The 14,115-nt window shown below is 39.8% G+C and carries 13 protein-coding genes; 4 read left to right on the top strand and 9 right to left on the bottom strand.

Going from position 1 to position 14,115, the window contains the following annotated elements:
* The first annotated feature begins 4 nt into the window (after positions 1-4).
* Both AC1XUO_RS27945 and AC1XUO_RS27940 read left to right on the top strand, forming a co-directional pair.
* The gene (locus tag AC1XUO_RS27945) at positions 5-712 is read left to right on the top strand and encodes a peptidylprolyl isomerase (protein ID WP_483333136.1); all 708 of its coding nucleotides are present in this window, start codon (positions 5-7) and stop codon (positions 710-712) included.
* A gap of 114 nt (positions 713-826) precedes the next feature.
* Positions 827-1,747: an SDR family oxidoreductase gene (locus tag AC1XUO_RS27940; protein WP_483333135.1), complete on the top strand. Its 921-nt coding sequence runs from the start codon at positions 827-829 to the stop codon at positions 1,745-1,747.
* 37 nt (positions 1,748-1,784) lie between these two features.
* Here AC1XUO_RS27940 and AC1XUO_RS27935 read toward each other — a convergent pair whose 3' ends face one another.
* The 9 genes from AC1XUO_RS27935 to AC1XUO_RS27895 form a co-directional block, all read right to left on the bottom strand.
* On the bottom strand, positions 1,785-2,855 hold the full coding sequence (locus AC1XUO_RS27935; RefSeq protein WP_483333134.1) for an isoaspartyl peptidase/L-asparaginase family protein: 1,071 nt from the start codon (positions 2,853-2,855) through the stop codon (positions 1,785-1,787).
* 226 nt (positions 2,856-3,081) lie between these two features.
* Positions 3,082-4,725: an alpha-glucan family phosphorylase gene (glgP, locus tag AC1XUO_RS27930; protein WP_483333133.1), complete on the bottom strand. Its 1,644-nt coding sequence runs from the start codon at positions 4,723-4,725 to the stop codon at positions 3,082-3,084.
* 29 nt (positions 4,726-4,754) lie between these two features.
* Complete coding sequence (locus AC1XUO_RS27925) at positions 4,755-5,816, bottom strand: DUF3500 domain-containing protein (RefSeq protein ID WP_483333132.1); 1,062 nt, start codon at positions 5,814-5,816, stop codon at positions 4,755-4,757.
* Between the two features lie 100 nt (positions 5,817-5,916).
* The gene (cysQ, locus tag AC1XUO_RS27920) at positions 5,917-6,696 is read right to left on the bottom strand and encodes a 3'(2'),5'-bisphosphate nucleotidase CysQ (RefSeq protein ID WP_483333131.1); all 780 of its coding nucleotides are present in this window, start codon (positions 6,694-6,696) and stop codon (positions 5,917-5,919) included.
* Positions 6,697-6,896: 200 nt separating this feature from the next.
* Positions 6,897-7,829 carry a hypothetical protein gene (locus AC1XUO_RS27915; RefSeq protein WP_483333130.1) on the bottom strand — a complete coding sequence of 311 codons (933 nt, stop codon included), beginning with the start codon at positions 7,827-7,829 and terminating at the stop codon, positions 6,897-6,899.
* A gap of 96 nt (positions 7,830-7,925) precedes the next feature.
* A complete protein-coding gene (locus AC1XUO_RS27910; RefSeq protein WP_483333129.1) occupies positions 7,926-8,492 on the bottom strand; it encodes a hypothetical protein in 567 nt (188 codons plus the stop codon).
* A 147-nt stretch (positions 8,493-8,639) separates the two neighbouring features.
* A complete protein-coding gene (locus AC1XUO_RS27905; RefSeq protein ID WP_483333128.1) occupies positions 8,640-8,831 on the bottom strand; it encodes a type II toxin-antitoxin system HicA family toxin in 192 nt (63 codons plus the stop codon).
* Positions 8,831-9,034, bottom strand: a complete 204-nt coding sequence (locus AC1XUO_RS27900) for a type II toxin-antitoxin system HicB family antitoxin (RefSeq protein ID WP_483333127.1) — start codon at positions 9,032-9,034, stop codon at positions 8,831-8,833. The genes AC1XUO_RS27905 and AC1XUO_RS27900 overlap by 1 nt, the downstream gene beginning before the upstream one ends.
* Before the next feature lie 240 nt (positions 9,035-9,274).
* The gene (locus tag AC1XUO_RS27895) at positions 9,275-10,039 is read right to left on the bottom strand and encodes a 3-keto-disaccharide hydrolase (RefSeq protein WP_483333126.1); all 765 of its coding nucleotides are present in this window, start codon (positions 10,037-10,039) and stop codon (positions 9,275-9,277) included.
* Positions 10,040-10,289: 250 nt separating this feature from the next.
* On the opposite strand from AC1XUO_RS27895, the gene AC1XUO_RS27890 reads away from it, so the two are divergent.
* Together AC1XUO_RS27890 and AC1XUO_RS27885 are read left to right on the top strand one after the other, a co-directional pair.
* Positions 10,290-12,650, top strand: coding sequence for a GH92 family glycosyl hydrolase (locus AC1XUO_RS27890; RefSeq protein ID WP_483333125.1), 2,361 nt, complete (start codon positions 10,290-10,292; stop codon positions 12,648-12,650).
* 126 nt (positions 12,651-12,776) lie between these two features.
* Complete coding sequence (locus tag AC1XUO_RS27885) at positions 12,777-13,799, top strand: LacI family DNA-binding transcriptional regulator (RefSeq protein ID WP_483333124.1); 1,023 nt, start codon at positions 12,777-12,779, stop codon at positions 13,797-13,799.
* Positions 13,800-14,115: the final 316 nt, after the last annotated feature.

Raw genomic sequence — 14,115 nt, 5'->3', positions numbered from 1 at the left:
GAAAATGAAATTGAATCGACTGACGTTATTGACAGTTTTCTGTCTGTTTGCTTTAAACACATTTGCCCAGAAAAAATCTAAAAAGGATTACCTGGTAACGATTGATACAGATCAGGGAAAAATGCGGGTGATACTCTATGACAAGACGCCCAAACATAAGGAAAACTTTATTAAACTTTCAAAAGACAAGTTTTACAACGACCTTCTTTTTCACCGGGTTATCAAGGATTTTATGATTCAGGGTGGTGATCCGAATTCAAAAAATGCAAAAACTGATGACGTTTTGGGACGAGGAGATAATGGCTATAAAATTCCGGAAGAAATAAGACCGAATCTTTTTCATCGGAAAGGAGCATTAGCTGCCGCGCGGGATAACAATCCTAAAAAAGAATCAAGCGGCTGCCAGTTTTACATCGTGGAAGGTAGAAAATGGAGTAAAACGGAGCTGGATAAACAAGCTGCCCGTGCAGCCAGAAAACTTACTGATGCGCAGAGAAAAGTCTACGAAACAGAAGGAGGTACGCCTCACCTGGATGGCGCATATACCGTTTTCGGCCAGGTTATTGATGGAATGGATGTGGTTGATTCCATAAGTGCAAATCCTAAAGATGAGCGTGACAGACCGGATAAGGACATAAAAATGAAGGTCACTGTCAAAAAAATGAAGAAGAAAAAAATAACAAAAAAATATGGTTATGTTTTTGCAAGTTAGATTTCTGATGTACTGACAAAAACGAAATAAAGCTGTCTCCCGACCTGTGAGACAGCTTTATTTTTTAAATTTTTATATTCTATATTTCACCAGACAAAAATCGTTACTTTTTTCATGGCAGCTGATTCCAATAAAAGACGTTTTCTTATCACGGGTTCAAACGGACTTCTAGGGCAAAAACTCATTGAATTGTTAATTCAGGATCCTTCCCTAATAACGATCGCAACAGCGCGTGGAGAGAACCGGTTGCCATTCTTAGATTCTTACGAATACTATGGAATGGATATTACGGATCCTTTACAAATTGAGCAGGTTATTTCGGACACAAAGCCGGACGTCATCATTCACACAGCTGCTATGACGAACGTGGATCAATGTGAAATGGAAAAAGATGCATGCTGGAAACAGAATGTTAATGCGGTGGAATTTCTGGTTGAAGCATGTAAAAAACACGATATATTTCTGGTTCATGTTTCCACCGATTTTATTTTTGATGGAAAAGCGGGGCCTTATAATGAAGAAGCTGATCCAAACCCGATCAGTTTTTATGGGTGGAGTAAGTACGCAGCGGAAAAAGCTGTGATCAATTCTGGTATAAAATGGGCCATCGCACGAACTGTCCTGGTATACGGAATTGCGCATGATATGAGCCGTAGCAACATTATTCTCTGGGTGAAAAAGTCGCTCGAAGAAGGTAAAAACATTAAAGTAGTAACGGATCAGTTCAGAACGCCGACCCTCGCCGAGGACTTAGCCCAAGGATGTTTTTTGATTGCAGATCAGAAGGCGGAAGGCATTTTTAATATTTCCGGAAAAGAGCTTTACACACCTTATCAAATGGCGATCATAGCCGCTGATTATTTTGGTCTGGATAAATCTTTGATTTCTCAAACGGATGCGTCAGCATTTACCCAGCCAGCAAAACGCCCCCCACGAACTGGCTTTGATCTGACAAAATCAGAAAAAATCCTGGGCTATAAACCGCATACATTCCGGGAAGGAATAGCCATTCTTGCAAAGCAAATCGGTGCCTAGTCGTCCACAGCATCTAACACCGATTTGCAAATTGGTGTTAGCGCTTTTCGTCTTTATATATCATCACTTCGCTTTTCCCTTCTTTGATATAACCACGATACATGCCTTCACTATTGAACGGCATTGCAATATTCCCATTCCGGTCCAAAGCAATCACACCACCTTCACCACCACGAGCTACCAGTTTTTTCATAACCACTTCATCAGCAGCATCTTTGACTGACAAACCCTTGTACTCCATCAACGAAGAAATATCATAGGCGACAACAGATCGGATAAAAAACTCACCGTGCCCGGTAGCAGAAACAGCGCAAGTAGCATTGTTGGCATAGGTACCCGCACCGATAATGGGCGCATCCCCTACCCGACCATATTTTTTGTTGGTCATTCCACCTGTTGAAGTTCCAGCCGCTAGATTTCCAAATTTATCAAGCGCAACGCACCCCACCGTTCCAAACTTTTTCCCTTCTGTAAAAATCAGCTCTTCGACTTTTTGATAACCTGTTTTCGGAGCCTTTTTTATTTCTTCTTTTGTCTTTTCTGTATGATCCAATTCTACCTTCTCCTCCTTAATCGCTTTCTGCAACGCTTTGTATCGTGCTTCTGTATAAAAGTAGGAAGGATCAACAATTTCTAATCCCTGTTCTTTCGCAAACTGATCAGCACCTTTTCCAGCCATCAATACATGCGGAGATTTTTCCATCACTGCAATCGCACCTTTGATCGGATTTTTAATTGTCGTAACACCAGCGATTGACCCGGCCATCAAATTTTTGCCTTCCATAATTGCTGCGTCCATTTCATTTTTTCCTTCATGGGTAAAAACTGCGCCTTTTCCGGCATTGAACAATGGGGAGTTTTCCATAACCATAATCGCAGCTTCAACGGCCTGCAGACTTGTTCCTCCTTTTTTCAAAATAGCATATCCGTTTTGAAGCGCTGTGTCGAGCACTTCCCTATATGCTTTTTCCTTTTCAGGTGTCATATTGGCGCGGGTTATTGTTGCGGCACCTCCGTGAATAACCAGTGTGATTTTATCAGAATAATCCTGCGCAAAAGCAGATGGAATAATGAATAGCGTTAAAATTAGGCTGTAAATAGTTTTCATGCAGGAGTGTAGTTTTGATTTTTTTGACTTTATCAAATCTACTAACTATCACTTGGATTCAATATTTTGATATTACTTTTTTTGTGTGGCTATGAAGTATGTTACTATTCATACCTATTTTCGCGCAAAGCAGGTAAGCCAAAAAATCAAAGAGCGCAAAAGTTGAAATTTGCGCTCTTTGCTTAACTTTTTTCACTTTGCGTGAAAACGTGAAATACAGACTTTCTTAATAAAGCTTCTCATAATATTCACGAGCCATACGATCCGAGTTAAATTCTTCGCTGACGTCCGTCATACTGTTCAATATCAATCGCTGCCATTCTTTCTGATCTTTATAATAAGTCGGAAAAACCTTGTTTTCAATCAATTCGAAAAGATTATCGCAATCTGTCTTGTTGATATCATCGCCCTCAGCAACCGGTAGGATAAAAGAATTTTCTTCGTTTTTGGCAAATTCACAAATCCATCCGTCAAAAGTGGAAACGTTCAGCGAAGCATTCATCGCAGCCGTCATTCCACTTGTTCCCGACGCTTCCCGGGTTACGATCGGCGTATTCAGCCACACATCTGAACCATCTTTCATCAGCTTTGAAAGTTCAAGTTCATAACCTGTCAAGACCGCCATATTTGGGAAATAGTGGCTTAAATAAAACAAATGATTGAAAGTATTGATTGCACCCTCATCTTTTGGATAAGGTTTACCTGCCCAGATTATCTGGATCGGATAGTCCGTATTTTCGAGTAATTTTTTAAATCGCTCCACATCCCAGGTCAGAATGTCCGGACGTTTATAAGCGGCAAACCGGCGGGCCCAAACGATCGTTAGCACATTCGGATCAAAAATCTTCCCACACTGATCGGCCACTGTTTTGAAAAGCATCGTTTTCAATTCCTTTTTTCGCTCGGAAATTACCCTGGAATCTTTTTTGAGTCTCGCCTTTTCCAGAATAGGATCGACCCAATACGTATTATTTTGGGCGTTTGTAATATGTGTTATTTCACAAATTCCCGGATAAATTTTCCACATGTTCCGTGATACTTCACCATGCAATTTCGAAACACCATTGGCTTTCCTGCTCAACCGTAACGCTGCAAGGGAATGATTGAAAGTATCGTCCTTAATGCCGGTGATTTTCCTGACTACATCCATTTTCAGACCCGAAAAGAAACCTAGTCCTTCAAGGAAATTGATGTCATGTTTTTCATTACCTGCTTCCTCCGGCGTATGGGTTGTGAATACCATCCGTTTCTTCAATTCCGGTAGTTTTTTATATTTCTGATATAAATAAAAAGCAGCAGAAATAGCGTGTGCCTCATTAAAATGATAAACTTCGGGCTGATATTTCAGGGCATCCAATAATTTTGCGCCGCCTATTCCTAACACCATACATTGCGCCACTTTCATCGTAACGTCCGAATCATAAAGAGAATAAGAAATCGCCCTGGTCGCTTCATCGTTTCCATCGGTATCGGTGGTCAGGAAAAACATAGGAGCAGTTTTAAAAACTTCCGGTGCAAGATAATAGGCTCTCACCCAGACTTCTTTCCCTAAAATCGGTATAGAAAAATGAATTCCGGTATCTTGCAAAAAGTGATAAATCTTCTCATGAAACTGAGGTTCCATACTGTTATCCTTTTTTCTTCCCTGGTCATAATATCCATATTTCCAGAGCATTCCTACGCCAGCAAGATTCTGATTTAAGGCATAAACGCTCTTCATATGCGATCCTGCCAAGAAACCCAAACCACCTGAATAAGTCTTTAAAGCTTGATCCAGAGCGAATTCCATAGAGAAATAAACGACTGATTTTGAATAACTTTTGTCCGCTTCGAACGGATGTTTGAAAGGCACAGAAAATGGCTGCTTCATCGAAGAATGATTAAAATGAAAGATATTTTCTAATGATTGGCGTGCATTTTTTGATAATGCGATCGCAGTAAGTCTTCACCGAAGTCGTTGGTTAAATCTCTTACAACGGTGTGAATATGGTTACCATTATTTTGGGTATTGTCGAGCTCGATCAGAATTGATGAACCCTGGATTCTGTAATAGTACCCGGCACCCTCCGCAATTCTCGGCTCCCTGTCTCCCATCCAAGCAAAATGTATGCCATTCAGCCCGGATTCCTTTAATTTAACCATTTGTTGATCTTTCAAAGTCACGTGGTACCGATCCAGATATACAGCAATAAGTTTAAGAAAAAGCGTCTTTTGGGTGGCAGACATATCTTTCATTGCTATACCTTCGGGTTTCAGGTTAACCAGATTGCTTCGCTTGTTCGAAGACAGAATTTCCCAGGGCGCCTTTTCAGACAGGATTACCTGCTTCTGTTGTTCCGGCGAAAAAGATTGCAATAATGCAAATGCGACATCCTGCTCTTCTTTCAAAATTCGCTTGCCTTTTTGTGGAACATCAGCTAAAACTTTGCCTGGGTTAGAACCAAAAAAACCAGGAGTAAAAGTTATGTTTTCACCCACAACCGTAAAATGCAGTGAGATATGATGTCCTTCCATTCGCCATCCCCAGGGTGCTTTCCGACCAGGCAATCCAAAAATCAGGAACGAATAATTGTCAGGATCACGGTATGTGTCTGTGGAAGATTTATTTTCAATAACCCGGAGCACATTTTCCAGGTCTACGATATCCGTTATTTTTTTATAACCTTCCACACTCAAAACAGATTTCACCATAAAAAACGCTTTCGCTTTCTGGCTTTCGTTCATATTTTTAAGGGCTAATCCCTTTCTGGACCGAGGCACATAGTTCCAGTCGAAGCGGAGCGAATCGTCAAAACCGACACAAGCATCTTTCTTTTTCCCAGGGTCGAGACTATTGATAAAATCCTGAACACTTGTCGTCATTGTAGCCAAAACAACCTTATCCTGCGCTCCGGCATTTTTTGAAGTTAGAAGTATCAAAAAAAACAAACTCTGTTGGAAAAACCGGAAAGTACTTTTCATAACGTTTGTTGATTTTGAATTGTTTAGATTAAAAAGAGCAACTTTTTGATTATACTGAATCAGGTGATCTGCTCTTTATCAGCATTTATTGATCTGCGTTTTAATCCCGCAAAGTCAAATATTGCGCACTGCAGATAAAACTTCCATTAAGCAATGCGGGCTTGTTATACAAAAACGGCTCACCTGACAGCGTAATCATCTGTCCGCCGCTTAGCGTAAGAATTGCCTGGCCGGCCGCCGTATCCCATTCCATTGTGGGGCCATGACGAAAATAGATATGCGCCAGCCCTTCCGCAACAAGACAAAATTTTAGAGAGCTGCCAATAGCAATATTTTTTACGACCGGATATCTGGCAAGTACTTCCTTTTCAAAATCAGATGCGTGAGAACGACTGCCAACTGAAACCCAGTCTGTACTATTTTTATCTACTTTAATGGAGGATTTCACGCCCTCCGAGTCGATTTTCCAACCGCCCGTTTCCTGATTTGCGTAATACATGGTGTTGGTTACCGGAACATATATTATTCCTAAAACAGGAACCCGATCCTGGATCAGCGCTATATTAATCGTAAATTCTCCGTTACGGCTTATAAATTCTTTGGTGCCATCCAGCGGGTCAACACACCAGAAATGTTTCCATTGTTTCCTTTCTTCGTAAGTTATATCTCCGCCTTCCTCAGATAATATTGGAATGTCAGGAGAAAATATTTTTAATCTACTAACAATCAGGTCGTTTGAAGCCTGATCTGCCAGAGTAAGCGGTGATAGGTCAGACTTGAATTTTACTTCTCCAAATTTATTTTGATCATTATATACGCCCAAAACGACTTTTCCTGCATCTTTAGCGATCGATAATAACTCTTCTATTTCCAGTTGCATAAAAATTTAAAATAGTAAATTCACAAGATTAATATGCAAATAATTAAGTGAAAAGTAAAATTTTAATTGCTGAATTCGAAAAATAATCTCAGGCTTAACCATTTGTTCGAAGAATTCTGATAACCGTATGAAAGGCCTAAACAAAAAGTACCTGCCGGATTAGTTTATCTGACAGGTACTCATTTTAAACTGATATCTTCCTACTTACCAAACAACCGCGCCCAAAAACCTTTGGCCTTGGTTTTGGTTTCCTCATAAGTTTCTGATGCTGTAGCTTTTAATTCTTCAAGCTCCTCTGCTGCTTTTGCTTTTAACTCCGCGGCCTTCACTTGCGCCTCTGCCAGTTTTTCAGCGGCAATCTCTTTTGCATCCTCTAATTTCTCAGAAGCCAGCTCTTTCGCATCCGCAAATTTTTCAGTAGCATCTTCCTTCAGGTGAGCAAATTTTTCAGTTGCTTCCTCTTTAAGATCTGCAAATTTATCAGCGGCTTCTTCTTTCAAATGATCCGCTCTGCCTGATAAGTCAGAAATAATTTCCTCTGCCTTCACTCTTCCGGCTGCAATATTTAACTCAACTTCATTTTGCAGTTGCTCCACTTTTCCCGAAAAGCCGGATTTTACTTCTTCTACTTTTTCAGCAGTTGCTGCGTTCACCTCTTCGGCTTTTTCAACAACTTCCTCTTTCACTTCTGCAACTTTCTCTTCAGCAACTTCGGCCTTATCGGAAGCCTCTGCTTTCAATTCTTCAACCTTATCTTCCGCGTCAGCTTTTACATCAGCAACTTCCGTTTTTACATCATCTACTTTTTCTGATGCTATTTCCTGCACTTCATCCACTTTTTCAGCAGCAGCGTCTTTTACATCAACAAAAGTCTCCTTGGCTTGTTCCAGTTTTTCTTCTCCGTCAGCTTTTAATTCATCTGCTTTATAGCTCGCTTCGGCTTTCAAATCGGCTGCTTCATCTTTTACTTCTTCAAACTTCGTTCCAGCTGCAATCTCTACATCATCCTTAATCTCCGAAATTCCTTCGGCAGCTTCATCTTTTACTTCTATCGACTTGTCCTTAATATCTTCGATTTTTTTATCCAATGTCTCGTCTGCATTGGTTGGTTTAGGGTTCTCATTGTCTGCCATATCAGTGGATGATGTTTGGTTGAATGGATTGAAAAGGTTCGACACGTAAGCTACAAAGGACTTATCAACCTTGCAAGCAACGATCAGACCTTTTTATCATGATAACCTTCTAATGATCAATTTTTTAACGATTTCATAAAAGATATCTGGTTGAAGCGTCCGCCAGTTATCGAGTTGTAATGTCCCGCCAAAGTTCAGGTAATAATCAAGCCTGAAACGTTTCCATTCTTCTTCTACATGATCTCTGAAATTTACGGCGGCGATCCAGCCATCTTCTATGTCGTCAAACCATTCGGAATAATAATCATCTTCTGCGCCATGAAAATTCATGACATTTTCACCTAACAGGATAAATTGATTAATTCCCTCGTCAATTAAAGGATCAACAACCTGACGTTTGAAATACATAATGTCATTATGCAGCGTATCATTCCACTCACCAAAAAGCTCGATAATCACATAATGTTTGTTATAATCTGCATAAAGAATTTTGACGTAAAGCGTCTCAGAACCGATGTGGTCCCATAACGGATGAATATAATATCCATATATCGCATTTTCGTAATAGTCAAGATTGTAGGTCCGGCCATAAAACGGAGATTTTCGATCACGGCTGGCAACATAATGTTTTTCCCAATTGTAATAAGGCTCTATTTCCTGCATGTTTCTTTGTCGGTCAATGAAGTAAATTCAGGAATTAATCCTTTGAATTTAAAACAAAAAAGAGGTTTAAGGTGGTTCATGGATATAAAAAAAGAGAAGCCAACTGTCGAAAAAGTTGGCTTCTCTTTTACTCATCGTCTATTGCATCTACATTTTGTCTATTTCCAATTGCTTGCAAATCAAATCACACAGAAATGGATCGAGATGAGCATGTCTTGGAATGGTAGTTTTCTTGCCTGTCTTTTCATTTTTAAAAATATCGTGTTTGCCGCCATTACGGTGTAAAAAGCAGGAACATTGCTCCAAATGCTTTATAAATTTGCTTCGCTTTATCGACATTATGCGAAAACGAGCTCTTCTTTTGAAATGACATTTCCAAAATCGTCCTCAGAACGCATGTCTTCCAAATAAAGATCCAAGGCATCCTGAATATTTTCCATTACTTCATCTCTGGAAACACCTTGTGTAACCACAGCTGGAATTTCTTTAATTGAACCTATCAAGTGTTCTTTACCCTGAACAATCAAAACTGTTAATTTCATCGTGTGTAAATTATAGTGGATTGTAAATTAATTATAACGCAAAGCCAGGTGTAGAAGATTATACCAGGAGCATAATTGTACTTAGTGAATTCAAACCAAAGATACCTTTTTTATAACGTACTATCAATACAGATGCATATTCTAAACAAGGAATTTAAAAATAAAAAAGAGAAGCCAACTTTTGAAAGCTGACTTCTCTCTTAAATGCTAAAATCCTGATTTATAGATCAGAATTAACTATTAAATCTCACGAATCCAGATATTGCGGAAACTTGTCGTATTGTTATGATCCTGCAATTTGATCGGACCGGCACCGTGCGGTGTAATATTCGGTTGACCGATATAAGGTGTTGTTCCCTGAATTGCAGTATGGTTTTGAACAACTACCCCATTATGAATTACTGTAATGTATGGAGGAATGGTCATTTGCCCATCCTTGTTAAAATGCGGTGCTGTGTAAACAACGTCGTAAGTTTGCCACTCACCCGGTCCAACAGTTGCATTCACTAACGGCATCGTTTGCTTGTAGATAGAACCCGCTTGTCCGTTAGAATAGGTTGGGTTGTTATAGCTGTCAAGTACCTGAAGCTCATAAATTCCCTGCATGAAAATCCCGCTGTTACCACGTCCCTGGCCACTTCCATCTACTTTTGCAGGTGTGCGCCATTCGATATGTAACTGATAATCAGTGAAACTTTTTTTCGTTTGAATATCTCCTTTTTTAGGTGCGCAGGTTAAAGCTCCGTCTGCAACAGTCCAAGGTGCAGCGCCGCCTCCTTCATTTGCTGAAACCCACTGATCAAGATTTTTTCCGTCAAACAAAACGGTTGCATCCGAAGGAGCTGTAAATCCTGATACTGCCGTTGCGGGCTTACCTGGCGTTACAACACGTGGAACCGGAGTCCATAATTCACTTGATTCAGGCGTTTGTTTTGAGGGCTGTAACTGTGCATGCGATGCAGCTGCTGTCAAAATACCAGCCACAATCATTGTAATTTTTTTCATAGATTATCAATCGATTTTATTTGGAAATTATAAGGTTTAAAGGATCCTGATTTACTCATTCTTCCGGGAAAGCTACAAAATTCGTTCGTCGAAATATGGTAATAAACGTTAACTTTCAAGAGAGATTTCAAATTTACAGTTCTTGAATTGTATAATTAACACAAATTTTAAAAATATAAATTGCTATAAAGATAGCTAAAACGATTTATTTATACTTTTAACCCAAAGTTAATAAACGATCTTCACCTCTATGCCCCTATTTTCCTTAAACACACGTAGCAAACCAAATTTGCGGAAAATGTTTTCTGCGGCTTTCATTTTCGCAGCGTTGAATGTTTCAGCGCAATCCCCAACCGAAAATTTTGTAAAATATGCACATCCATTAATTGGAACTGCAAAAATGGGACATACTTATCCCGGCGCCACAGTTCCTTTCGGTATGGTTCAGCTGTCGCCTGATACTGACACGCTGCCCTACGGCGTCAATGGAAAATATAACCCGGACGTTTATAAGTTCTGTGCCGGTTATCAGTATGACTCCAAAACAATTGTCGGATTTAGCCATACGCATTTCAGCGGCACCGGACATTCTGATCTGGGGGATTTCCTGATTATGCCGACGACTGGGAAATTGCAGCTAAATCCCGGCACAGAAGATAAGCCGGAAAATGGTTACCGTTCTGCGTTCTCTCACAAAAATGAAATTGCAGAGCCTTCCTATTATAAGGTAAAACTGGATGATCATAATATTACCGCCGAACTCACAGCGAGCAATCGCGTTGGTATGCATCAGTACACTTTTCCAAAAGCTGATGATGCACACGTTATTCTGGATTTAATGGCCGGACTTTATCAGTACGATAATAAAAATGTCTGGACTTTCGTCCGCGTTGAAAACGATACATTAATCACTGGTTTTCGCCAGACGAATGGCTGGGCCAGAACGCGTATCGTTTATTTCGCGATGACATTTAGTAAACCATTTAAAAATTATGGTACTAAAATTGACGATAATAATGTCTACAAAGGTTTCTGGAAAAAATTTGATCAGGAGCATAACTTTCCGGAGGTAGCCGGCAGAAACCTGAAAATGTATTTTGATTTCCAGACTGCTGAAAATGAAAAAATAAAAATCAAATTTGCAATATCTCCGGTCAGTACCCAAGGTGCTCTGGCCAATATGAAAGCTGAAATTCCACATTGGGATTTTGATCGTGTGAAGCAGGAAGGACAAGCGCTTTGGAATAAAGAATTTAATAAAGTCGCTGTAAAAACAATCAATGAAGACGATAAGGTTAATTTTTATACAGCAATATATCATTCCTTTCTGGGGCCAACAACCTATATGGACGTTGACGGATCATACAAAGGTCTGGATATGAATATCTATAAAACTCAAGGCTCAACAAACTTTACAAGTTTCTCACTCTGGGATACTTATAGAACGCTGCATCCACTTTTTAACGTTTTGCAGCCAGCCCGGAATGTAGATATGATCAAATCCATGCTGGCACATTACGACCAAAGTGTACATAAAATGCTGCCGGTATGGTCGCATTATGCGAATGAAAACTGGTGTATGATCGGGTATCATTCGGTGCCGGTTATCGCGGATGCTGTTATCAAAGGAAACGCAAATTTTGATGTCAATAAAGCGCTGGATGCCTGTGTTACCACGGCCAGAAATAAATATTACGACGGGCTGAATTACTACATGGAAAAAGGGTACGTTCCGGATGATAAGAATACCTCGTCGGTTTCGAAGACGCTTGAATATGCATACGACGACTGGTGTATCGCACAAATGGCAAAAAAATTGGGGCGGAATGACATTTATGAAGAATTCAGCAAGCGGTCGCGTAATTATAAAAATGTCTACGACGCATCCATCGGGTTTATGCGCCCGAAATTAGATAACGGAAGCTGGCGCAAAGAATTTGATCCGCTGGATACCCACGGACAAGGTTTTATTGAAGGGAATTCCTGGAATTACAGCTTATATGTACCTCAGGCACCGGCAGAAATGATCGAGCTGATGGGTGGCAAAAAGCGTTTTACGGCCCATCTTGACTCCCTTTTCAGTATGAATTTGCCTGACAAATATTTTGAGAATACGGAGGATATTTCCCGCGAAGGAATTATTGGCAATTATGTTCACGGAAATGAGCCGTCGCATCACGTAGCTTACCTGTATAACTGGCTGGATCAGCCCTGGAAAACAGAAGACAAAATCCGGATGATCCTGAAAGCAATGTATAAATCTACGGTCGATGGACTCGGTGGAAATGATGATTTCGGGCAGATGAGCGCCTGGTATATATTCAGTTCTCTTGGATTTTATCCAGTGGCTCCTGCTTCGGATCATTATATTATTGGTAGTCCGGCCATACAAAACGCAAAGCTCAACCTGGAAAATGGGAAAACTTTTGAGGTTGATGTAAAAGATCAGAGTGACAAAAATGTATACGTGCAGAAGATTGAATTAAACGGTAAAGTTTTGACTCGCAATTACATTACGCATGCCGAGATTATGGATGGCGGCCAGATTAAATTTTATATGGGCGCCAAACCAAACAAGAAAAGAGTGACGGCACAAATGAATATGAAATGATTGTGTATATTGCTTTCTGAATTTTTTATATAAAGATATTGGAAATGAAAATTCATTGGAATCTGTTGATTTCGATGAATTTTTATTTTAACTGCAATCATAACAATACAAATACCGGCCAGTAAGATGAGCAAAAAACTATCCATTCGTGATATCGGGAAAGAATTAGGGATATCAATCACTACGGTATCGTTTATTTTGAATGGAAAAGCGAAGGAGAAAAGGATCAGTGAAGCCCTTACAGAAAAGGTATTAAAATTTGTTGAAGAAGTAAATTTCAAACCCAACATGATGGCTCAGGGATTGCGGACAGGAAAGTCCAAGATCATTTGCCTGATGGTTGAAGATATTTCCAATAACCTTCTATTTGCTCAGGTGGCGCGTCTGATTGAAGAAGAAGCGCATAACAAAGGTTACAGAATTATTTATTGCAGCACTGATAACAAAAAGGAAAAGGCAATTGAGCTGATCCGGCTATTCCGCGACCGTTCCATCGATGGTTATATCATCACACCTCCGGAAGGGATCGAGAACGAAATCCAGTCACTTTTAGATGAAGGAATACCGGTGGTATTGATCGACCGAAATTTACCTTTGCTGGATTGCAACCACGTGGTGATCGAAAATCTGAACAGCACCTATCAGGCCATTATTCATCTGATCGAAAACGGTTTTAAAAATATTGGATTCGTCACCCTCGATTCTGATCAGATGCAAATGGCAGACCGTTTGGGAGGTTATCAAAAAGCAATTGCTGAACACAACCTGAAACCGTATGTTAAAAAAGTTGGATTTCATGATGCCGGGGAGCAGAATGTAAACGAAATCGTTTCTTTCCTGAGAGAAAATAAGAATATTGATGCGATATTTTTCTCTACAAACTATATCGGTGTTTGGGGGCTTCAAGCGATTAAAATCCTGAATCTCCGGATCCCAAACGATATTGCTGTGATTTCCTTTGATGATCAGGATCTGTTTAAATTTTACAGTCCTTCCATCACGGTCGTAGCACAGCCCGTTCCGGAAATATCCAGCCACATCATACGGCTCATGCTGAATGCCCTGGACGAGAAAGACACAGAGATTCATGAAATTGTTTTGCCTGCAAAATTGATTGTCAGAGAATCATCCTCACTACAAAACTCCTGATTTTTTTGTCAAACGTTATGTATTTTTAACATAACGTTTGCATGATACTAAGATAACATTTAACTTGGCTCCCGAATCGAAGTCAGGCTTTGGCGCACTGACGCTCTTGAAATTTTACACCTGACGGCAATAAATTCCCTACTATTTCTTTTTTAATTACTATTTACCAAAAATAAAATATTAAAAATTAGAAAATTGCTAAATCGATTTAGTAAAACTATCAAAATGTAATTTTAGGAATATCAAAAAATAAAGGTCGGTTTGCCTTACCTCTGAACCAAAGCTTGTTTAAATCCCAATTCAAATTTTGTAACTG

Source organism: Dyadobacter sp. HNCC25DJ186 (assembly GCF_056895235.1).
The sequence above is the reverse complement of the archived record's forward strand: the minus strand, read 5'-3'. Positions and strand labels throughout refer to the sequence as shown.